This window comes from Nonomuraea sp. NPDC052129 (assembly GCF_040680095.1).
Taxonomy (GTDB): Bacteria; Actinomycetota; Actinomycetes; order Streptosporangiales; family Streptosporangiaceae; genus Nonomuraea.
Genome location: NZ_JBFAVX010000006.1, coordinates 58603 through 79566, shown reverse-complemented (window position 1 = coordinate 79566; position 20964 = coordinate 58603). Strand labels below are relative to the sequence as shown.

General features: G+C 69.3%; 16 protein-coding genes. 7 read left to right on the top strand and 9 right to left on the bottom strand.

The genetic code is table 11. The features are described 5' to 3' along the window. Position 1: 1 nt before the first annotated feature. From kdpB to AB0L53_RS16300, 5 genes are all read left to right on the top strand, one after another. Entirely contained in the window at positions 2-2125 is a 2124-nt protein-coding gene (gene kdpB / locus AB0L53_RS16320) for a potassium-transporting ATPase subunit KdpB (protein WP_363993816.1), read from the top strand. Further along, positions 2125-2985: a potassium-transporting ATPase subunit C gene (locus AB0L53_RS16315; RefSeq protein WP_363993813.1), complete on the top strand. Its 861-nt coding sequence runs from the start codon at positions 2125-2127 to the stop codon at positions 2983-2985. Before kdpB ends, AB0L53_RS16315 begins: the two co-directional genes overlap by 1 nt. 1 nt (position 2986) lies before the next feature. Further along, positions 2987-5527, top strand: coding sequence for a sensor histidine kinase KdpD (locus tag AB0L53_RS16310; RefSeq protein ID WP_363993810.1), 2541 nt, complete (start codon positions 2987-2989; stop codon positions 5525-5527). After that, positions 5524-6192 carry a response regulator gene (locus AB0L53_RS16305; RefSeq protein ID WP_363993807.1) on the top strand — a complete coding sequence of 223 codons (669 nt, stop codon included), beginning with the start codon at positions 5524-5526 and terminating at the stop codon, positions 6190-6192. Before AB0L53_RS16310 ends, AB0L53_RS16305 begins: the two co-directional genes overlap by 4 nt. Positions 6193-6384: 192 nt before the next feature. After that, positions 6385-8169 carry an APC family permease gene (locus AB0L53_RS16300; protein ID WP_363993804.1) on the top strand — a complete coding sequence of 595 codons (1785 nt, stop codon included), beginning with the start codon at positions 6385-6387 and terminating at the stop codon, positions 8167-8169. A gap of 52 nt (positions 8170-8221) precedes the next feature. Here the strand turns inward: AB0L53_RS16300 and AB0L53_RS16295 are convergent, their stop codons facing one another. The 5 genes from AB0L53_RS16295 to AB0L53_RS16275 all read right to left on the bottom strand — a co-directional run bounded on the left by AB0L53_RS16295 (position 8222) and on the right by AB0L53_RS16275 (position 12998). Next, complete coding sequence (locus AB0L53_RS16295) at positions 8222-8647, bottom strand: YbaB/EbfC family nucleoid-associated protein (RefSeq protein ID WP_363993801.1); 426 nt, start codon at positions 8645-8647, stop codon at positions 8222-8224. A 2-nt stretch (positions 8648-8649) separates the two neighbouring features. Further along, positions 8650-9546: a hypothetical protein gene (locus tag AB0L53_RS16290; RefSeq protein ID WP_363993798.1), complete on the bottom strand. Its 897-nt coding sequence runs from the start codon at positions 9544-9546 to the stop codon at positions 8650-8652. Next, on the bottom strand, positions 9543-9842 hold the full coding sequence (locus AB0L53_RS16285) for a hypothetical protein (protein ID WP_358442941.1): 300 nt from the start codon (positions 9840-9842) through the stop codon (positions 9543-9545). Before AB0L53_RS16285 ends, AB0L53_RS16290 begins: the two co-directional genes overlap by 4 nt. A gap of 268 nt (positions 9843-10110) precedes the next feature. After that, positions 10111-10848 carry a DUF4118 domain-containing protein gene (locus AB0L53_RS16280; protein WP_363993795.1) on the bottom strand — a complete coding sequence of 246 codons (738 nt, stop codon included), beginning with the start codon at positions 10846-10848 and terminating at the stop codon, positions 10111-10113. Between the two features lie 971 nt (positions 10849-11819). Continuing rightward, positions 11820-12998, bottom strand: coding sequence for a winged helix DNA-binding domain-containing protein (locus AB0L53_RS16275; protein WP_363993792.1), 1179 nt, complete (start codon positions 12996-12998; stop codon positions 11820-11822). Between the two features lie 125 nt (positions 12999-13123). Here AB0L53_RS16275 and AB0L53_RS16270 point away from each other — a divergent pair, with 125 nt between their 5' ends. After that, a complete protein-coding gene (locus AB0L53_RS16270) occupies positions 13124-13606 on the top strand; it encodes a DUF2637 domain-containing protein (RefSeq protein WP_363993790.1) in 483 nt (160 codons plus the stop codon). Positions 13607-13679: 73 nt separating this feature from the next. Here AB0L53_RS16270 and AB0L53_RS16265 read toward each other — a convergent pair whose 3' ends face one another. Next, positions 13680-15179, bottom strand: a complete 1500-nt coding sequence (locus AB0L53_RS16265) for a fatty acid--CoA ligase family protein (RefSeq protein ID WP_363993787.1) — start codon at positions 15177-15179, stop codon at positions 13680-13682. After that, a complete protein-coding gene (locus AB0L53_RS16260) occupies positions 15163-16716 on the bottom strand; it encodes an NAD(P)-binding domain-containing protein (protein WP_363993784.1) in 1554 nt (517 codons plus the stop codon). The genes AB0L53_RS16265 and AB0L53_RS16260 overlap by 17 nt, the downstream gene beginning before the upstream one ends. A gap of 62 nt (positions 16717-16778) precedes the next feature. Here AB0L53_RS16260 and AB0L53_RS16255 point away from each other — a divergent pair, with 62 nt between their 5' ends. Beyond that, positions 16779-18269, top strand: coding sequence for an aromatic amino acid ammonia-lyase (locus tag AB0L53_RS16255; protein WP_363993781.1), 1491 nt, complete (start codon positions 16779-16781; stop codon positions 18267-18269). An 80-nt stretch (positions 18270-18349) separates the two neighbouring features. Here the strand turns inward: AB0L53_RS16255 and AB0L53_RS16250 are convergent, their stop codons facing one another. Next, a complete protein-coding gene (locus AB0L53_RS16250) occupies positions 18350-19939 on the bottom strand; it encodes an ABC transporter permease (RefSeq protein WP_363993778.1) in 1590 nt (529 codons plus the stop codon). After that, a complete protein-coding gene (locus tag AB0L53_RS16245; protein WP_363993775.1) occupies positions 19936-20829 on the bottom strand; it encodes an ABC transporter ATP-binding protein in 894 nt (297 codons plus the stop codon). The genes AB0L53_RS16250 and AB0L53_RS16245 overlap by 4 nt, the downstream gene beginning before the upstream one ends. Positions 20830-20964 lie beyond the last annotated feature (135 nt).

Here is a 20964-nt window from a genome sequence, read left to right as displayed (position 1 = left end):
TATGTCAACCCCAGTGCTCGAAGCGCCGGGCAAGGCTCCCACACCCAAGCGGAACGGCCGCGTGGGCGGCGGCCTGCTCGACCCCAAGCAGCTCCTGACCTCGCTGCCGGACGCGGTGAAGAAGCTCAACCCGGTCACGCTGTGGCGCAACCCCGTCATGTTCATCGTCGAGATCGGCGCGGTGTTCACCACCGTCCTGGCGGTGCTCGACCCGTCGTTCTTCGCCTGGGCCATCGTGGTGTGGCTGTGGCTGACCGTCGTCTTCGCGAACCTGGCCGAGGCCGTGGCCGAGGGCCGGGGCAAGGCCCAAGCCGCCACCTTGCGCGCGGCCAAGCGGGACACCACCGCCCGCCGCATGAAGAACCGCACCTCCTCGGAATGGGATGTGGTCGGCGCGCCTGAGCTGAAGCAGGGCGACTTCGTGGTCGTCGAGGCCGGGGAGATCATCCCGGGCGACGGCGACGTGGTCGAGGGCATCGCCAGCGTGGACGAGTCGGCCATCACCGGCGAGTCGGCGCCCGTCATCCGCGAGTCGGGCGGCGACCGGTCCGCGGTGACCGGCGGCACGAAGGTGCTGTCGGACCGGATCGTCGTCGAGATCACCCAGAAGCCCGGCGAGAGCTTCATCGACCGCATGATCTCCCTGGTGGAGGGCGCGAATCGGCAGAAGACGCCGAACGAGATCGCGCTCAACATCCTGCTGGCCGCCCTGACGATCATCTTCCTGGTCGCCACCGCCACCATGCAGCCGCTGGCCATCTACTCCAAGTCGATCAACCCGGGCGTGCCCGACTCGCTCGCCCTGAACGCGAACGGCGTCACCGGTGTGGTGCTGGTGTCGCTGCTGGTGTGCCTGATCCCGACCACGATCGGCGCGCTGCTGTCGGCGATCGGCATCGCCGGGATGGACCGCCTCGTGCAGCGCAACGTGCTCGCGATGAGCGGCCGCGCAGTAGAGGCCGCCGGGGATGTGTCCACGTTGCTGCTGGACAAGACCGGCACCATCACGCTGGGCAACAGGCAGGCGTCGGAGTTCGTCCCGGTCGCGGGCGTCACCGAACAGGAACTCGCCGAGGCGGCGCAGCTGTCCAGCCTCGCCGACGAGACGCCTGAGGGCCGCTCGATCGTCGTCCACGCCAAGCAGGCGTACGGCCTGCGCGAGCGACAGCCCGGAGAGCTGGCGCACGCCGAGTGGGTGCCGTTCACCGCTCAGACCAGGATGAGCGGTGTGAACCTGGACGGCCGCCAGGTGCGTAAGGGCGCCGCGACCGCGGTGATGAAATGGGCGCGCGACCAGGGCGGCCACCCGACCGACGAGATCGGCCACCTGGTGGACGGCATCTCCGGTTCTGGCGGCACGCCGCTGGTGGTGGCGGAGCAGGGCCGGGTGCTCGGCGTCATCCACCTCAAGGACGTGGTCAAGCAGGGCATGCGGGAGCGGTTCGACGAGATGCGCCGGATGGGCATCCGGACCGTGATGATCACTGGTGACAACCCGCTGACCGCCAAGGCCATCGCGGACGAGGCCGGGGTGGACGACTTCCTGGCCGAGGCCACACCCGAGGACAAGCTGACGCTGATCAGGAAGGAGCAGGAGGGCGGCCGCCTGGTCGCGATGACCGGCGACGGCACCAACGACGCCCCCGCGCTCGCCCAGGCCGACGTCGGCGTGGCCATGAACACCGGCACGTCCGCCGCCAAAGAGGCCGGCAACATGGTCGACCTCGACTCCAACCCCACCAAACTCATCGAGATCGTCGAGATCGGCAAGCAACTGCTCATCACGCGCGGCGCGCTGACGACGTTCTCGATCGCCAACGACATCGCCAAGTACTTCGCGATCATCCCGGCGATGTTCGCGGCGGTCTACCCGGGCCTGGACGCGCTCAACATCATGCGGCTGGCCAGCCCGCAGTCGGCCGTCCTGTCCGCGGTGGTGTTCAACGCGATCGTCATCATCGCGCTGATCCCGCTCGCGCTGCGAGGAGTGCGTTACCGGCCCTCCAGCGCCGCCAAACTGCTGTCCCGCAACCTGTACATCTACGGCCTGGGCGGCATCATCGCGCCGTTCATCGGCATCAAGCTCATCGACCTGCTGATCCAGTTCCTTCCGGGGATGTCGTAATGGAACGTCTACCTAGCTGGCTGCGCCAGCATCTTGCCGCGATCAGGGCGGTCGTCGTGCTGACCGTGCTGCTCGGCGTGATCTATCCGCTGGTCACCACCGGCGTCGCCCAGGCCCTGTTCAACGGCAAGGCCAACGGCTCGATCCTCCAGGTCGGCGGCAAGGACGTCGGCAGCGCGATCATCGGCCAGAACTTCACCGACAAAGACGGCAACCCAGTCAAGAAGTACTTCCAGTCTCGCCCATCGGCCGCCGGTGACGGCTACGACCCGACCTCGACCAGCGCCAGCAACCTGGGCCCCGAGGACATCGTGGACACGCTGCCGGTGCCCGGCGCCAAGGACGCGGAGGGCAACCCGGACGAGGGCAAACAGTCACTGCTCACCCAGGTCTGCGCCCGCTCCAAGGCGATCGGCGAGCTGGAGGGCGTCAGCGGCGCCCGCCCGTACTGCACGCCGGACGGCGTGGGCGCGGTGCTGAAGGTCTTCCCCGACCATGCCGTCAGCGTCAACCAGGCGTGTCCGGCAGCCCCGTTCGTGGCCACCTACCAGGGGCTGAAGGTGGAATGCGGCAGGCCCGGCGAGGACTACGCCGCAGGCCGGACCGTCCCGGTCAGGGGAGATGCGGGAACCCCCGCCGTACCGGCCGACGCGGTGACAGCCAGCGGCTCCGGGCTCGACCCGCACATCTCGCCCGCCTACGCCGAGCTCCAGGCGCCACGCGTGGCCAAGGAGCGCGGGATCACGCTCGACAAGGTCAAGCAGCTCATCGAAGCGAACACCACCGGCCGGACGATCGGCTTCATGGGCGAGCCCGCGGTGAACGTGCTCGAACTCAACCTGGCCCTGGACAAGGCGTGACATGAGGGGGCGGCTACGGGTCTACCTCGGGGCGGCCCCCGGGGTCGGCAAGACGTACGCGATGCTCAGCGAGGGCCGCAGAGGGCTGGAGCGCGGCCGGGACGTGGTCGTGGGCTTCGTCGAGACCCACGACCGCGCCCGTACCGCCGCCCTGCTGGAGGGCATGGAGGTGATCCCGCGCAAGACCATGACGTACAGGGGCGCGAGGTTCACCGAGCTGGACGCCGAGGCAGTGATCGCTCGCGCGCCCACGGTGGCGTTGATCGACGAGCTGGCGCACACCAACGTGCCGGGCTCGCGCAACGTCAAGCGCTGGCAGGACATCGACGACATCCTGGACGCCGGGATCGATGTGATCTCCACGGTGAACATCCAGCACCTGGAGTCGGTCAACGACGTGGTCCAGGAGATCACCGGTGTGCCGCAGCGCGAGACGGTGCCGGACGAGGTGGTACGGCGGGCCGATCAGATCGAGCTGGTCGACATGTCGCCCGAGGCGCTGCGCCGCCGGATGGCGCACGGCAACGTCTACGCCCCGGAGAAGGTCGACGCGGCACTGTCGAACTACTTCCGCGTCGGCAACCTCACCGCCCTACGCGAGCTGGCCCTGCTGTGGGTCGCGGGAAAAGTCGATGACCAGCTCGACCGCTACCGCGCCGAGCATGGCATCGCCAGCACCTGGGAGGCGCGCGAGCGCGTCGTGGTCGCCCTGACCGGCGGCCCCGAAGGCGACACCTTGGTACGGCGTGCTGCCCGCATCGCCGCCCGCACCAAGGGCGCCGACCTGCTGGCCGTGCACGTGACCAGCGCCGACGGCCTGGCCGGAGCCGATCCGGCCAGCCTGGCCCGCCAAAGATCGCTGGTCGAGGACATGGGCGGCACCTACCACCAGGTCGTCGGCGACGACATCCCACGCGCCCTGCTGGACTTCGCCCGCGGCGTCAACGCCACCCAACTCGTCCTCGGCGCCTCCAGAAGGGGGCGGTTCGCGCAGATCTTCTCGCGTGGTGTGGGGGTGGAGACCACGGCGCTGTCCGGCTCGATCGACGTCCACATGATCACCCACGATGAGGCCAAGAAAGGCCGACGGCGACCGGTCGGCTCACGCGCCGCGCTCACCCGCACGCGCCGGTTGACCGGCTGGGTGATGGCGGTGGCCGGGATGCCCGCGCTGACCGCCGCGCTGTCGCCGTTCAGGGACATGCTGTCGCTGCCCAGCGAAATCCTGTTCTTCCTCTGCCTGACCATCGGGGTGGCGCTGGCGGGGGGAATGTGGCCGGCCATCACCGCCGCCGTCGGCGGGTCGCTACTGCTCAACTGGTTCTTCACGCCACCGGTCGGCGAGTTCACCATCAGCGACCCGGAGAACTTCTTCGCGCTGATCGTCTTCGTCCTGGTGGCCGCGGCGGTCAGCACGATCGTGGACATCGCCGCCCGCCGCACCCGCGAGGCCGCCCGCGCCAGCGCGGACGCCGAACTGCTGTCCACCCTGGCCGGGCACGTGCTGCGCGGCCAGGCCGCCGTGTCGTCCCTGCTGGAGCGGATGCGCGAGACGTTCGGCCTCACCTCGGTCACCCTGCTCGAACGACGGCCCGAGGCCGCCCGCACACCCGACAACCAGTCGGATCCGGACGCGTGGCGGATCGCGGCCACCTTCGGCGGCGCCCCGTCCACCTGCCCTGGCCAATCCGACACCGACGTGGTCATCGACGACGACATGATCCTGGCCGCCCAGGGCGGGCCGCTGGACGCCGCCGACCGCGCCGTGCTGGAGGCGTTCGCCGCCGAGGTCGCCGTCGCGCTCCGCCAGGAACGCCTCCAGCAGGAGGCCGAACAGGCCCGCCCGCTGGCCGAGGCCGACAAGATGCGCACCGCCCTGCTCGCCGCCGTCAGCCACGACCTGCGCACGCCGCTGGCTTCGGCCAAGGCCGCGGTGGAGAGCCTGCACAACACGGACGTCGCCTGGTCAGAACAGGACCGCGCCGAGCTGTTCGCCACCGCCGAGGAGTCGCTGGACAAGCTGGACCGTCTGGTGACGAACCTGCTCGACATGAGCCGTCTGCAGGCCGGGGTACTCGGTGTGACCCCGCAACCGGTGGGCCTGGAGGAGATCGTCCCACGCGCCATCGACGATCTCGGTCCGTTGCGCGACCGGATCGAGGGCGACATCTCCATCGAGCTGCCCGAGATCCTTGCCGACCCGGCCCTGCTGGAGCGCGTCCTGGTCAACCTCATGTCCAACGCGGTCCGCTACAGCCCGCTGGACAAGACGGTACTGATCACCGCCAGCCGGTATGGCGAGCACGTGGAGATCCGCGTGATGGACCGCGGCCCGGGCATCCCGCCCGAGGCGCACGACCGTGTCTTCCAGCCGTTCCAGCGGCTCGGCGACCGCGACAACCACTCCGGCGTCGGCCTCGGCCTGGCCCTCTCGCGGGGCCTGACCGAGGCGATGGGCGGCACCCTCGTACCCGAGGAGACACCAGGGGGAGGTCTCACCATGACCCTCACACTGCCCATTTCCAGCAGGGCGACGGCATGACCCGCATCCTCGTCGTCGATGACGAACCGCAGATCCTGCGCGCGCTGCGCATCAACCTGGCCGCCCGCCACTATGAGGTGGACATCGCCGACGACGGCGCATCGGCTCTGCGCGCGGCCGTCGACAGCTCACCGGACCTGGTCATCCTCGATCTGGGGCTACCCGACCTGGACGGGATCGACGTCATCCACGGTCTACGCGGCTGGACCACCATCCCGATCATCGTGCTGTCCGGCAGGGCCGGCAACCAGGACAAGATCGAGGCCCTGGACGCCGGTGCGGACGACTACGTGACCAAGCCATTCGGCATCGACGAACTGCTGGCCAGAGTGCGCGCCGTCACCCGGCGCACCGCCACCCAGGAAGCCGAACTGGCCCACATCCAGCTCGGCGACCACGTGATCGACCTGACCAACAAGACGATCTCCGGCAATGTGCGCCTCACCCCGACCGAGTGGCACATCCTGGAGATGCTGCTCCGCCACCCCGGCAAGCTGATCAGCCAGCGTCACATTCTCACCGAGGTGTGGGGCGCCCGCTTCGTCAAGGAAACCCACTACCTGCGCCAGTACATGGCCCAGATCCGCCGCAAACTCGAACGCGACCCGGCCAGCCCCACCCACCTGATCACCGAACCCGGAATGGGCTACCGCTTCAAACCATGACCGCCTGGCTGGCTCACCCGGAAAACTGACGCGAATGTGCTGCCGGGACACCACGGAATTGGCTGCCGTACTTTTCGCGTAGTTATTTGTTCTCTCGGCGTCAGGGATGCATATAGACAGGCCTGCGCGGTCGCTCGCGGGGTCACCATGAGGATGAAATCCCCCGTTCAGGAGCATTCTGCAATGTCTGGTGTGAAAACTTCCCCTCCTGTTAAGGAGCCCGCCGATATCGGTGATCGGCATCGGCTGTCGGTGATCGGTGGTCTGGCCGCGCTGTCGCTGGACGCGATGGCGTCGGTGGCGTACGGGCCCGAGGCGATCGTGCTGGTGCTGGCCCTCGCGGGTGGCGCGGGGCTCGGCTTCACCATCCCCGTCACGTTCACCATCGCGGCCCTGCTGGCGGTGCTGACGCTCTCCTACCGGCAGGTCATCGCCGCCTTCCCGCAAGGCGGCGGCGCCTACGGTGTGGCCAAGACCTATCTGGGCCGCCGGTCCGGACTGGTCGCCGCCGCCTCGCTGGTCATCGACTACGTGCTCAACGTGGCGGTGTCGGTGGCCGCCGGGGTCGCCGCGCTCACCTCCGCCTTTCCCGAGTTGCTGCCGTACACGGTGTGGATCTGCCTGGCTGTGCTGGCGCTGGTGACCGCGATCAACCTCAAGGGCATCGCGCACAGCGCCCGCGCGTTCATCGCGCCGACCGCGATCTACGTGGGCGCGATTCTGCTGGTCATCGTCGCCGGGCTGCTCAGGAGCGAGCCCGCCGTCGACGTCTCGCACCAGGTGAGCAGCTTGCAGACGGTCGGCGTCCTGCTCCTGCTCAAGGCGTTCGCCAACGGCTGCGCCTCGCTGACCGGCGTGGAGGCGATCGCCAACGCCGTCCCGTCGTTCAAGCAGCCCCGGGTACGGCGGGCGCAACGCGCCGAGGTCGCCTTGGGCGCGCTGCTGGCGGTGATGTTGCTGGGCATCGCCGCGTTGATCGAGAAGTTCGCGATCGCGCCCGCCGACGGGGTGACCGTGCTCGCGCAGGTCACGCAGGCTTCGCTGGGGGACGGGCCGCTGTTCTACCTGGTGCAGTTCTCCACTGTGGTGCTGCTGGCGCTGGCCGCCAACACCTCTTTCGGCGGGCTGCCGGTGCTGGCCCAGTTGCTGGCCGGTGACAACAACCTGCCGCACTTCTTCGCGCTGCGCGCCGACCGGCAGGTGCACCGCTACGGCATCGCCTTCCTGACCGTCACCAGCGCCCTGCTGCTGGTCGTGGCCGGTGGCGCGATGAACGTGCTGGTGCCGCTGTTCGCGATCGGGGTGTTCGTCGGGTTCACGCTGTCGCAGGCGGGCATGGTCCGTCACTGGGTGACCGACCGGCCCGCGGGCTGGCGGTGGCGGGCCCTGCTCAACGGCTTCGGCGCGCTGCTCACCTTCGTCGCCGCCATCGTGGTGACGGTGTCGAAGTTCGCCGAGGGCGGCTGGCTGATCGTGGTGGCGCTGCCGCTCATGGTGGCGGGCATGGAGTGGGTCAACCGCTCCTACGCGCGCATCGGCGCGCGGCTCGAACTCGGCAAGACCCCCGCCCCGCCCCGGCCGCACCGCTCGCTCGTGGTGGTGCCGGTGCACGCCGTCACCCGGCTGACCCGCGATGCGCTGAGCGCGGCACTGTCGCTGGGCGATCGGGTGGTGGCCGTCAACATCACCCATCCCGAGGACGAACGGCAGGCACGGGCGTTCGCCGAGGACTGGGACCGCTGGGATCCGGGCGTGGAGCTGGTACAGCTCTTCGACGCCCACCGGCGCCTGGATCAGCCGTTGCTCGGCTACCTCGCCCAGGTGCCCGAACCGCACGTGTTCGTGCTCATCGCCGAGGTCGAGCCCGAGCACGCCTGGCAGCGGATGCTGCAGAACCAGCGCGGGGCCGTACTGGCCAGGGCGCTGCGCCGCCGTACCGATGCGGTGGTGTGCCGGATGCGCTTCCGCGTCTCCTGACACCCCTCGCAGAGTGAATCGTGAGGGCGCGTGCCCTCACGATTCTGGCCGATCAAGGCCGCAGCAGGGCGCGTACCCGGTCGATGGTCGCGCCGGCGCGTTCCAGGTTCTCCTGGAGTGTGCCAGCGGCATGGCGGAGCCGTTCGGCGACGAGTTCACGGTCGGTGCGGAGCCCGTTGCCCAGGATGGCTTCGGCTCTCTCGCGTTCCTCGGCTTCGGCCTGCTCTTTGGCCTGGTGGATCAGATCGAGGATGGTTTCGGCGAGCCGGGCCGAGTCCATGCGCATGGCGCGGGGATCGAGGCGCAGCGCTTGAACGCCTGACGTGCTGCCGTATTCGACGCTCACCCAGCCGTTCCCGGACTCGGCTCGCCCGGTGGCTTCGGTGCCGCCGTGCAGGCGGCGCATCTGGTCGAAGAGGCGGTCGGCGTCGGCCGCGAGCTGCTCGGGGTCCAGGCCGAGCTCGTGCTTGAAGTCCATGGTCACTCCCAGGGGAACGAGTAGGAGCCGTTGGCGGCCTGCTCCGGCACGTACCGGCCGGTTATCGTCTGGCTGCCGGTCATGATGTCGTCGACCGCCTTGGCGCCCGCCAACTGGGGCAGGCCGTTGGGCAGAGGCGCGCCGGCCCGCGAGCTCGACCAGAGCCCGCCGCCCGGATGGCGGCCGCCGAGGCCGTGGGCGGTAAGGTCGCGCTCGACCCGGTTCGCCGTGCCCCAGACGAGCATGGGGCCCTGGGCGAAGGTCGCCGCGGCCAGGTCCTTCAGGCCGCTGTGGTCGCTGTGGGCGGCCCCGTAGGCCACGTCCACGACCACGGTCGCGCTCAGCGCGGCGGCACACCCGTGCAGGATCATGTTCAGCAGCGATTCCACCGCCTGGTAGCCCTCGAAGAGCTTGACCAGGCACTGCATGGCCAGGAGCCTGGCCCGGGCCAGGCTGAGCGGCGTGACGGCCGCGGTCAGCACCCACAGCGCCACCGCGGCCATGGCCGCCGCGACCAGGAACTGGAACAGGATCATCGCCGCCAGCGCCGCCCCGGCCGTGTACAGGACGATGGCCGTGACCACGGCACGGATCTCGATGCCGCGCAGGTCGGCCAGGTAGGCGTCCATGCGGCGCTGGAAGGCCCGGCCGTCCTCGCTGCGCCAGCTAGTCACGGCCACCTCGTCGACGAGGGCCTCGACGTTCAGCCGGGCGGTCACCACATCGTCGTGCACCGCCAGCCAGGTGCCCGCGCCGTCGAAGAACGCCTGCGGGTGGTACTGGTGGATGTACATCTTGCCAACGAACGGCCATCCCGCCGGGACACCCAGCGCCGACAAGCTCAGAGCCGAGCCCGTGCCCAGTTCCAGGCTCCGCCGGGCCAGTTCGGCGAAGTTCATGTCAATCTCATGGACATCGGCCTCACAGAGCTCGCGTGCTCCGCGTCCTGCCAGGTCGTGATGGAGGCGGTCATGCCGTCCTGGATCCATCCCGTGTCCTCCACCCGATGGCGCACCTCCACCATGGTGAACGCCTCGACTTCGTTGTACGCCAGCGCCAGCGAGTAGGTGAACGACGTGAAGGCGGACTCCGACACGGTGAGCGTGGCCAGGCGGGGCAGTACCTTGTCGAGCGGCTTGACGGCCTCGGGCAGCCGGGATCTGATCTCCCGCAGCCGGGTTCGCTCGACCTCCACCTCGTGCGGGCTAGCCGGCTCCTCAAAAGTCCATGGATTTGGATTTATCGTCATGTGTCGCTTTCGCTGGTGTTTGTGATCTTTCCAGCGTGGCTCAGGGCGGCTTGGACCGCGTACGTTCTGACGAAACGCCTACGCGGACTCGACGCGCCCCCTTGCGGTCTTGACGCTTCGCCCCATCCGGCGACGTGGCTGGAATGGCCAGTGCGGGGTGCACTGCCCAAGATGTCGAACAGTGGCGGGGCGACCAGAGCGATCCGTAGCAGCCTTATCTCGACGCGGTATCAAGCGCGGCGCCCACCTGGTTGGCGAGGGTTACCGCGACCAGTCGTGCCTGCAGGGTCGGGATGGTCCCAGGTGTGGGATCGAGCATGAAGCGACCGTAGAAGCGGCCATTGCCGAACGTGCGCACCTCAACCTCCTCGTCGGGCAGGCCCAGGCGATCTACATCCCAGCGTTTGTGGCCCCAGACCACGGTGCCGTCCTGATCAAGACGGGGAGGGTGACCGATCAGAGTCCCGTACTCGAAGCGGCACCCGCGCAAGTTCAGCAGGTTGATGAGCTGGACTGTCACGTGATCGACTACCGTGTCAGGCGCCTTCGCCGACTGGGCCAGGTCGGCGGTGTCGTGGATCTGGGCCAGGTAGCCGGCGTCGGTGATAGTGATCACTTCCAGCCGCCGAGCGCGAGCGGCCAGTTGCGAGACCGCAAGGCCGACGACAAGCAGGAGAACCGCGGTCTGAAGGTCTACGGACTTGGTGATGGCGAAGCGCTGGTAGGGCTGAGTGAAAAAGAAGTCGAACCACACCCCAGCAGAAATCGCCGCGAGCGCCCCGGCAAGACGGTTCCCGTTGGCGGCGACCGCGACAACCATCACGACCAGAAAAAGAGCCACGCTCGTATTCGGCAGACTGGTACGAAACGGCAGAAGGACCACCGTAACGGCCAGTGGGACCACCAGCGCGGCCACGAGTGCGATGCGATCCCTGCTCAGGTAGCGAGGCATTGCCGCGAACCTCCAGCCCTGACGTCATATCTGTCGAGGTCAACGCGCTACTTCTACCCCGGCCGCGGATGATCGACCAAGCATCCGGTCATCACTGTCGACCGCCGACCAGGTTTCCTGCGGCCAGTGGTCGCTTGCGTCGACTCGGTCGAGCATCCGCATCCGCTTGCAAGGGGTGATCGCGGCCCTCTTATGGCTTTGACGCATTCGGCGGGCGTAAATAATGCGTCAGCGGCCGTGGTGAACGCGTAGGAATGTCGTAGGGAATGGCGCTTGTGCACGCCAGATCGTGTTGCATGAAAACCTTCCCGCCGGAAGGAATGGTCGATGCGCGGGCGTCCTGTGGAAGTACTGCTTCCAGCCGGATTCATATTGGCGGTCGGCGGCTGTGCGATGGCCGCGATGATCATCTCGGAGACCACGGCACGTGTCATCCTGGTGGCGGTGACTGTCGGCCTGTTCTCAGTCTGGGCAAGGCACTACCTGGCGGCGCTTGCGACGGGAGTGATGGCTTGGTGCTTCGCGACGGGCTTCCTGGTGCACGCCAGAGGGGAGCTGGTGTTCGGGCGCGACGACCTCGTCAGATTGGACGCGCTTACTGTTGCGGCACTCGTGGGTTGCGTAGGCGGGCATGTGCTCAGCGTCCGGCGTTCGCGTCGCCGGCTTCGGCGTCTGATGCGGGCACGGGCAGACGCCCGTCGTGCTCCCTTGCTGCAGGGACGGCTGCATACGCATTCCGAAGGTGTCCCATATCGAGCACGTTAAGGGCGCGCTCCGAACAGCTCCCGTGCCCATAGAGTTTTCGACCGTGCGTTTCCTTCGCAAGAATGCAGGGCGGTCCAGCCGCCGTAACCGAGCGGGTGCAGGCGGAGTTCGCCGACAGCTCGCGTGCCGTTGGGGGATGAGCCCGCGCTGCCCTCGCCGCCGGGCGCGATCAATGGCTGTAAATCATGACATCGGATCGGTCAAAGTCAGGCGTGGCCGCCCACGGTGATCGGGCCGAGTGTCAGCTGCGGTTCGCCCTCCAGGATCTGTCCGGTGAGCGCCACCTGCTCGTCGAGTTCGCGCAGCTGGGCGGGGGTGAGCTCGCGCAGCGACTCCACCGTGACGGCCAACCGGCGACCGGACCGCCGCTGGTGCCACACTCCCGCCACCTGCCCGTCCACGAGCAGCACCGGGAAGTTGCCCGCCTGGCCGCCGTTCAGCGCCCGCCCGGCGGCCGGGCCCGGGTACACCAGCTCGCGCGGCCTCCCGGCCACGACATAGGCATCGAAGTACGGCAGCAGCCGCACACCCCTCGACGGCTCGTCCGGCACCTCGGTGTCACCGGCCGCCACCCAGGCCGGGACGCCCTCGAACAGCACCTGCTCCGGCTCGGCCGCCGCGAAGCCCGCGGCCGCCCACTTGACCGGCGCCCCGATCCACTTGGCGAACTGCTCGGGCGTGGCGGGACCGTACGCCCTCAGATAGGCGTTGACCAGCTCAACCAGGTGGTCGTTGGTCGGCTCGGCCGAAGGCTCGTTGACCGGCTCGGCGCGCCCCTCGGCCGGGTGGCAATCCGCGGGCGGGGCGGTATAGGTGACCTTGCGCCCCCTCGCCGGGCCGAACACGAACGCCCCCCGGTGCGCCGCCGTCGCCATGGCCTGCCGCCAGCGCGGCCACATGGTCTGGAAGGCCGGCATGACGAGGTCTCCGGCCCACGGCCCCGTGGTGGCCACGACCGCGTCGCTCAGCTCGTCGATCGTCAGGGCCACTCCGGTCTCCAGTACATCGCGGATCGCCTCCACGACCTGGTCGGTCTGCGCGGACGTCATGCGTACGTCGTGGGCGAACACCGAGTGCGCGACCGGCAGCGTCGACAGGGCTCCCACCCACATCGGCAGGTCGCGGGTGGGCAGCAGGTGTACGGTGCCGCGCGGGCCGTGCGTCTTGATCAGGGTGCGCTCGCCCCACAGCGCCTCGCGCACCCCGGTGCGGGTGACGCCGTCGAGACGGAGGCCGATCGACAGCTCGGCCGCCGACATCACCTGGGCATGGGCGCCGCACATGGCGGCGACCACGTTTGCCGGGGTGGAGTCCTTCGCGGGGGCGGCCAGGCCGTGCCGCTCCAAACGCCTGGCGCTGACCTGGGACCACGACATCTTCATCATGAGACCGACCCTAGGGAGCAATGCGGCAAGATTCGTTCCGCGTTTCGGGCGGTGTCGCAGGAGGACCCGAACCAATTGCACACCACTTCACGCTCACCACGAAGTTTCTGTTGGGACAGGGGTGAATGGTGGAGCCGAGTATTCTTGCGGTGCGCAACATTCAGCGTACGACGATCGGCGGGGTTGTACTGCTGGCCGGGATCGCGGCCATCGTCTCGTTCCGTCACATGCATGAGCTCTGTCTCCGGCACGGCGAGGATCACCTGGCGGCGGTTCGGCACAACGAGCAGGACGTACAGCAGAGTGCGGTTGGCGGCCACCTGATCGCCCAGCAACGCGAAGGTGGCGAGGGTCCCCCCATCACCGCGGTCACGAGGATGATGGTCTTCTTGCTGCTCCAGAATCCGTACAGCAGCGCGATCGGCAGGCTGAACGGGAACCCGATGATCGCGGCGTTTGCTGCCTCGGGACTTCGGGAACAGGCTGTAGGTGGTGATGCCGACGCCGATGAACAGCAGGACCATGCCGACGGCCATCTCGGTCGTCACGGGCATGCCGGCAAGGTGATAGCGCATGTCATGGGCCATGAAGTAGCTCGGCAGCTGTAACAGCACGCCGACCGTGGTGATCGTTACGCCGGACCAGAACGCCAGAGGATGTTCGTACGAGGCAGATCTCACGTCAGTACCCTTTTGGCGGTTTCCGGCAGGGCTCGGTCCGGGGGATCGCGGTCATCAGGAGGCGCTTGTCCGGTTTGCCGTTCGGCGCCGTCGGCGCCTCGTCGATGACGGTGATGGTCGCCGGTACGCATGCGTCACCGAGTCGCTCGCTGACCAGTGTCCGCAGCGAGGCGAGGTCGAGGGCTCGGCCCGCCACTGGTACCACGAATGCGTGCACCGCCTCGCCGGTGTCCTCGTCCGGGGCGCCGATCACGTACGCTTCCGCGATGTCAGGGGAAGCGGCCAGTACCCGCTCGATCGGACCGGCGTAGTAGAGGTTCGCGTTGACGATGATGACGTCCCGCGTCCGCCCGACCAGGTACAGTCGCCCGTCCTGGTCGAAGTGGCCCAGGTCCCGGGTGCGCACCCACCCGTCGATGAACACCTCCGCGGTCTGCGTCGGTTCGGCCCAGTACCCGGTGGCCTGGGAGGGCGTGCGGACGTACAGCTCGCCGTCGACACCGGGCGGGACGGGCCTGCCGTCCGCGTCCCGGATCACGACGTCGATGACGTCGGGCGGGAACCCGACCGAAGGGGCGACATCTGACGGCCTGGCCATGGAGATCGTGCCGGTCTCGCTCTGCCCGTAGCCCTGGAACACGATCGGGCCGAGCACATCGAGTGCTTCGCGGAGCCGGGACGCCTCCAGCGGCGACCCGGACACCATGAGCGCCCGCAGGCTGCTCAGGTCGGCCGGGGCGCTACGCTGCGCGGCGACGAGTTTGTACAGGCGGGGCACGGTGATGACGCTGGCGGACGCCCGATGCCTGGTGATCGCGTCGGGAAACACGGGCGGGTCGGCGACGACCATGGTCCCGCCCGCGGCAAGGGTGAGGACAGCGTACTCCATCATCACTTGGCTGCTCAGCGACCCGAACACGAGGTAGCGCCGCAGGCGGGACGCCAGTTCTCGGATCGCCGGCGGCCACGCCGCCGGGCGGGCCGTCCACGCCGCGTTCAGCGCGGCGTAGGTCTGTGCGCATGCCTTTGGTGTGCCGGTGCTGCCGCTGGTGTAGACGAGCCGGGCGACGTCGTGCGGGTGGCCGGACAGGTGCAGCGGACCGTCCTCGTCGGGTGCGGCCAGCAGCTCGGAGACGGTCAGGGTGCGCGGAGCGTGCTCCGGCCGGGTGGCCGCGTCGGTCACGACCGCGGCGACGTCCTGGTGGAGCACGTGGCGCAGTTGGCCGTCGGACAGCCCGGGCCGCACACCGACGACCCGAGCCCCCACGACGTAGCCGGCGATCATCGCGGCGAACGCTTCGGCAGTGACGCCCAGCAGCATGGCGAGGCCGTCCCCTGGCCCGATGGCCGCCGCGCGCAGTCCGGTGGCCATCCGCCGGACGAGGTCGAGCATCTGCGCGCCGGTGACGGTACGGGCACCATGCTCGAAGACGGATCGGTCCCCAGCCGCGCCAAGGAGGTCCAGAATGGAACGCGGGTAGGGTTCAGCCGGCGTCGGCAAGGCACTCCTTGACGAAGACGGCCAGGGGCTGCTGGTGCACCGCCGGCAGGTTCCACTGGTTGTCCAGGTTCTCGGCGAGGTGGTGGACGCCGGTCGGCGTCCCCTCTCGGTAGTGCCGCACCACCGGGTGCAGGTAGTTCGCGTCGTGAGCGTTGGCGACGTCGTTCTCGACGACCCTCCGGATCGAGATGTCGAACGGGTCGACGGCGTCGTGATCCTTTCCGTACTCCAGGGTGACGACGAACCTGTGCCGGGCACGGCCGAGGCCGCCGTCGGCGGCGTACGCCACCGGGACCTCCTCCTGGTACAGCGCGGTGTCGCCCTCAACGGTGACCACGTCTCCGAGCACGCCGAACTGCTGCCACAGCGCGGAAGAGCGGTTGACCCGGGCGATGATCGCGTCGCTGATCGCCTCCGGGGCCGGCTCGACCTTCCTGGCAGGCCAGGTCCCACCGTGGTAGCGGGTGGCCAGGATCCGGTGGAGCGCACGCACCCCATAGCGGAAGCCGTGGATGAACCCGCTCGTGGACTTCTTGAAATCGCGCTGCTGGGTGAGCGTGCCGGCGAAGTACAGACCGGGCACGGTGGTCGACTCATACGCTGACGTCTGCTCGGGGAAACGGTCGTTGATGACCAGCGCCGGCCGACAACTGTCGTCGAACGCCGAGGCGTCGAACCGGAAACCGGTGCACACGATCACCCGGTCGTAGAACAGCTCGCGCAGCGCTTCCACGGTACGGGCGTAGCGGAACATCACCCGGTAGCGACCGTCATCACGGCGTTCGATGCTTTCCACCGTGCCGTCGAGGACCGTGTTCTGGGACTTCAGCTGGTAGCTGTCGAGGAAGTTGTTGTTGACCGCGCGTAGGTGCCCGACGAAGTGCGACTGCCAGGCCATCTTGATGGAGTGCGGCCCGGCGACGTGGATGACCGCGGCCTTGTCCATGAGTGCCTCGGCGGTCTCGAACCCCGAGTTGCCCTTGCCGATCACCAGGACCCGCTGGTCGACGAAGGACGCCGGGTCGGCCTCGAACGTGTCGTAGCGTTCTGTGGCCTCGATGCCGGGGATCGGCGGGATGTACGGCTGGGAGACGCCGGTGGCCACGACCAGCCGCCGGCCCCGCCATGAACGTCCACCGAGGTCGACGGCGGTGAACCCATCGTCGTCCCGGCTGATCCGGGAGACGTGGGTGTCGTAGTGCACCCGGACGCCGGTCGCCGACGCGAAGTCGGACAGGTAGCGCACGAGATCGTGGGCCTGCGGGAAGTACAGCTCGCTGTACCGGGTGAACAGCAGCTCCGGATCGTCGCTGAGCAACGAGTTCCAGTCCATCCGCAGCCGCAACTCCGGGTCCTCGTACCCGGTGTGCACCTTGTTGATGGAGATCAGCTGGCGGTGCCGTGGGAACCGGGTGAAGAAGGTACCCGGCCCGGCTCCGCGTTCCAGGACGACATAGTCGTGACCGCTCAGTTCCAGCAGCGCGGCGAGCTGCAGCCCGGCCGGCCCGGCCCCGATGATCAGGTAGTCATGCGCCATGATCCGGAAGCTACGGACGGATTCTCAGAGAATTCTGAGAATTCACCGCCTATGGTCCAGGCATGCCCGCCGTCGAAGGCTCCATCAACCTCAGCGCCCCGCTGCGCTCCGCCGACCTGCACCGCGCCGCGACACCGGTGGCCGTCGTGGTCGACGAGGCCGTCCGCGGCCGCGTCGAGCGCGGCCGTGACCACCTGCGCGGCGTGCTGAGGGAGGAGGAACGCCCGGTCTACGGCGCGACCACCGGCTTCGGCGCCCTGGTCGGGTTCGCCGGCCGGGACGAGGAGGCGGACCAGTGTGACAACACCCTGGCCCACCTCGGTGCCGGACAGGGGCCGGATCTGGCCCATGACGTGAGCCGCGCCGCGATTCTCGTGCGAGTGTGGTCTCTCGCCCAGGGACTGTCCGGGGTTTCGGCTCACGTGGTCGACGGGCTGGCCGCGATGTTGGCCACGACGTTCGTTCCGGTGATCCCACGCTACGGTTCGGTCGGCGCCAGCGGAGACCTGATCCCGCTCGCCTATGCCGCCCAGGCATTGCGTGGCCGGGGACAGGCGTCTGTCGACGGCCGGCGGATGCCCGCCGCCGAGGCGCTGCGCCATGCTGGGCTGACCCCGTTGACGCTCGACGGCCGGGATGCCCTCGCGCTCGTCAACGGCACCTCCCTCACCACCGCCGCGACCGCCCTGGCCCTGGACAGCATCCGGTCCTCCCACCGCGCGATACAGGCGCTCACCTGTCTGCTGGTCGATCTGCTCGGCTGCGACCCGGGCTTCCTCAACCCGCGTCTGCTCGACGCCTATGGCCATCCCGGCGCGATCGACGTCGCCGACGGCATGCGCAAGACCCTTTCCGGGATCAGCCCGACCCGCACACGTGCGCTGCAGGAGCCGTACAGCATCCGCTGCTCCCCGCAACTGCTGGGCGCCGCCGAGGACGCCCTGCGGTACGTCGACGGTGTCGTCGAGGCCGACCTGTCCAGCGTCAGCGACAACCCGCTGTTCTTCCCCGACGACGACCTGGTGGTGCACGGCGGTAACTTCTTCGGGCAGCCGGCCGCGTTCGCGGCCGATGTCCTGGCGATGGTCACCGCTCAGCTCGGCAACCTCACCGAGCGGCAGCTCGACCTCCTCGTTGACCCGGCCCGCAATGGCGGGCTCCCCCCGATGCTCGCCGCCGGGCCCGGCCGCCAACACGGGATGCAAGGCGTACAGCTCGCCACGACCGCGTTCGTCGCCGAGATCCGCCGCGCTGCCGTTCCGGCCGGCATGCAGAGCCTGCCGACCAACCTGCACAACCAGGATGTCGTGCCGTTCGGTACCCAGGCCGCCCTTCGCGCCTATGACATGGCCGCCCTGCTGCATCTGCTCTGCGGCTCGCTGGCGGTGGGACTGCGGCAGGCAGCGTACGTCGGCGCCCGCCGCCCCACGGCCCCAGGCTGCGCGGCACTCCTCGACGCCCTGGTCGAGGCGATCCCACCCGTCGATCCCGACCGCCCGCTGGACGCCGATGTCCGCAAGGCCGGTGGGTTGCTCACCGCGATACTCCCCTGAAGTCCCGCCATCCTGTGCGGCAGAGCCCCGGGGATGGCGGACGGCGCCTCGTCTCGCATTTGCAGGACATCTCCCACGAGTCAGTTGCCGGCCAGGTCGCGCCGCTGGAAGGCGGTGACACCGGCCAGAACGAGCGTCAACGCGACGGCGGTCAACCAGAGCAGCGGCGCGGCGCTCACCTCGCCCCCGGGCACCTGGGGGAGGTGGGCGAAGGGCGACAGGTTCCTGATCCAGTCATCGAGCTGGAGCAGCTCGCCGAGCTGGCCGAGCAGGGCGAAGGCCACCAGAGCCGCCCAGGCCAGGGCGGTCAGCCGGGGCAGCAGGCCGAACAGCAGCATCGCGATCCCGGCCAGTACCCATGCTGCGGGCACCTGCACCCAGGCCGCCCCGAGTAGCCGGGGGACCTGCTCGCCGACCTCGCCCGTTCGCACGCCGTGAGCCAGCCCGGCCGCCAGGCCGCCGACCGTGATGATGATCGGGGTGCCGCCAAGTGCGATGACCAGATGGCTGAGCGTCCACCGCCGGCGGGGTACGGCCGCCGCCAGCACGGGCTCGGCGCGGGCGCCGGCCTCTTCACCCTGCAACCGCAGCGTGGCCTGTACGGCGAAACCGCCTACGGCCAGGCCGAGCAGCCCCATCACGGCGGCCAGGAAGGTGTCCGCCAGCGCCCCCGCGCCGCCTATCCGCTCCAGGATCGCGGCGAGCTGAGGGTTGTCGTTGACGATGTCGCCCACGCTCTGGGCCAGCGAGCCGAACATGGCCCCGCCGATCGCGAAGCCGATCACCCAGCCCAGCAGCCCGCCCCGCTGCAACCGCCACGCCAGCGCGAGCGCACCGGCCAGGCTCGGCGCCGCGTCCGATGGGCCCAGCCGGGGCGGCAGCAGTCCGGCGCCCACATCTCGCCGCCTGGACAGCAGCGCGGCCAGCCCGACCAGGACGAGTCCGGCCAGCGCCAGCAGACCGACCACCCACCAGCGTTCGCCGGCGAAGGCACGTACCCGCTGAGCCCAGCCCAACGGCGACAGCCACGCCAGCGCCTCGACACCGGCGGCGTCACCCGAAGCCCGCAGTAGATAGGCCAGGCCGAGTACCGAGACGGCCAGCCCGTTGGCGGTGCGGGCATGCTCGGTCACCTGCGCGGCCACCACAGCGATGCCGGTGAACACCCACCCGGTGCCGCCCACCGCGAGCCCGAACCCGAGCGCGCCGGAGCCGGGAAGTCCTTGGCCGGTCAGAGCCACAGTGAGCAGGAGCGCGATGAGGAGGTTGGCGCCACCTGCCACGATCACCGCGGCCGCCGGGATCGCCTGGCGGCCGACCGCGCAGGCCCCGATCAGCTCGGCGCGGCCGGTTTCCTCCTCCGCGCGGGTGTGCCTGGTCACCACCATGATGCTCATCAAGCCGGCCAGGCCGGTGGCCAGGGTGGTCGCTCGCCAGGCGGTCAGTCCGCCCACCGATGTCGGGTCGAAGACCGGGCCGGTGAGCGCCTGCAGCGCGGGGGTCGAGCCGATGGTGACGCCCAGGGCGAGGCGTTGTGCCATGCCGGGGTAGAGCTCGCCGATCGCCGCGGCGGTGGCCGCGACGACACCCGTGATCATCACGATCCAGACCGGCAGCAGGAGGCGGTCACGGCGCAACGCCAGCCGTACCAGCTTGAACGTGCCCGTCATGACGCGCTCTGATAGTGCCGCAGGAACAACTCTTCCAGCGTAGGCGGCTGGCAGGTCAGGCTACGTACGCCCGCGTCGGTCAGCAGTCGCAGCGCGCCGCCGAGCCGGTCAGCCTCGACCTCGAAGCGCACGCGCGCGCCGCTGACGGCCAGCTCGTGCACGCCCGCCAGCTCGGCCAGGCCGTCGGGGATCCGGTCCAGCTCGGCGGTGACGGAGCTGCGGGTCAGGTGGCGTAACTGCGCCAGGGTGCCGCTCTCGACGGCTCGGCCGTCGCGGACGATGGTGACCCGGTCGCACAGGGCCTCGACCTCGGACAGGATGTGGCTGGACAGCAGCACCGTACGGCCGTTGCCGCGTTCCTCGGTGATGCACTCGCGGAAGGCGGCCTCCATCAGCGGGTCGAGCCCGGCGGTCGGCTCGTCCAGCAGCAGCAGTTCCACATCGGAGGACAGGGCCGCGACGAGGGCCACCTTCTGCCGGTTGCCTTTGGAGTAGGCGCGGCCCTTCTTGGTCGGGTCGAGGTCGAAGAGCTCCAGCAGCGCCTTCTTGCGCCGCTGGTCGAGCCCGCCGCGTAGGCGCCCGAGCAGGTCGATGGCCTCGCCGCCGGACAGCGTCGGCCAGAGCACGACGTCGCCGGGTACGTAGGCCAGGCGCCGGTGCAGCTCGACCGCGTCGCGCCACGGGTGGCCACCGAGGAGTTCGGCGTGGCCGGAGCCGGCCCGCAGCAGGCCGAGCAGGATACGCAAGGTGGTGGTCTTGCCCGCGCCGTTCGGGCCGAGGAAGCCGTGGACCTCGCCGGTGTCCACGGTGAGATCGAGCCCGTCCAGGGCGCGCACGCGCCCGAAGGACTTGGTCAGCCCACTGATGAGAATGGCAGGATTGCCCGGCATGGGCGCCTCCCTGAAGCCGGTCCGATATGACGTTGCCGACCAGACTTCCCGGCGCTCCAGGATCGACGTTAACAGCACCGACCCCTCCACACCAGACATACCTCAACGAATCCATTGCGCCATCGGGACGATCGT

Bases quoted from the DNA above. Each gene is read 5' to 3' on its own strand.
- AB0L53_RS16290 (WP_363993798.1), bottom strand. From the start codon at position 9,546: ATGAACTTCGCCGAACTGGCCCGGCGGAGCCTGGAACTGGGCACGGGC.
- AB0L53_RS16270 (WP_363993790.1), top strand. From the start codon at position 13,124: ATGGTGGAGCCGAGTATTCTTGCGGTGCGCAACATTCAGCGTACGACG.
- AB0L53_RS16260 (WP_363993784.1), bottom strand. From the start codon at position 16,716: ATGGCGCATGACTACCTGATCATCGGGGCCGGGCCGGCCGGGCTGCAG.
- AB0L53_RS16310 (WP_363993810.1), top strand. From the start codon at position 2,987: ATGAGGGGGCGGCTACGGGTCTACCTCGGGGCGGCCCCCGGGGTCGGC.
- kdpB (WP_363993816.1), top strand. From the start codon at position 2: ATGTCAACCCCAGTGCTCGAAGCGCCGGGCAAGGCTCCCACACCCAAG.
- AB0L53_RS16305 (WP_363993807.1), top strand. From the start codon at position 5,524: ATGACCCGCATCCTCGTCGTCGATGACGAACCGCAGATCCTGCGCGCG.
- AB0L53_RS16275 (WP_363993792.1), bottom strand. From the start codon at position 12,998: ATGATGAAGATGTCGTGGTCCCAGGTCAGCGCCAGGCGTTTGGAGCGG.
- AB0L53_RS16250 (WP_363993778.1), bottom strand. From the start codon at position 19,939: ATGACGGGCACGTTCAAGCTGGTACGGCTGGCGTTGCGCCGTGACCGC.
- AB0L53_RS16255 (WP_363993781.1), top strand. From the start codon at position 16,779: ATGCCCGCCGTCGAAGGCTCCATCAACCTCAGCGCCCCGCTGCGCTCC.
- AB0L53_RS16245 (WP_363993775.1), bottom strand. From the start codon at position 20,829: ATGCCGGGCAATCCTGCCATTCTCATCAGTGGGCTGACCAAGTCCTTC.
- AB0L53_RS16295 (WP_363993801.1), bottom strand. From the start codon at position 8,647: ATGGACTTCAAGCACGAGCTCGGCCTGGACCCCGAGCAGCTCGCGGCC.
- AB0L53_RS16280 (WP_363993795.1), bottom strand. From the start codon at position 10,848: ATGCCTCGCTACCTGAGCAGGGATCGCATCGCACTCGTGGCCGCGCTG.
- AB0L53_RS16315 (WP_363993813.1), top strand. From the start codon at position 2,125: ATGGAACGTCTACCTAGCTGGCTGCGCCAGCATCTTGCCGCGATCAGG.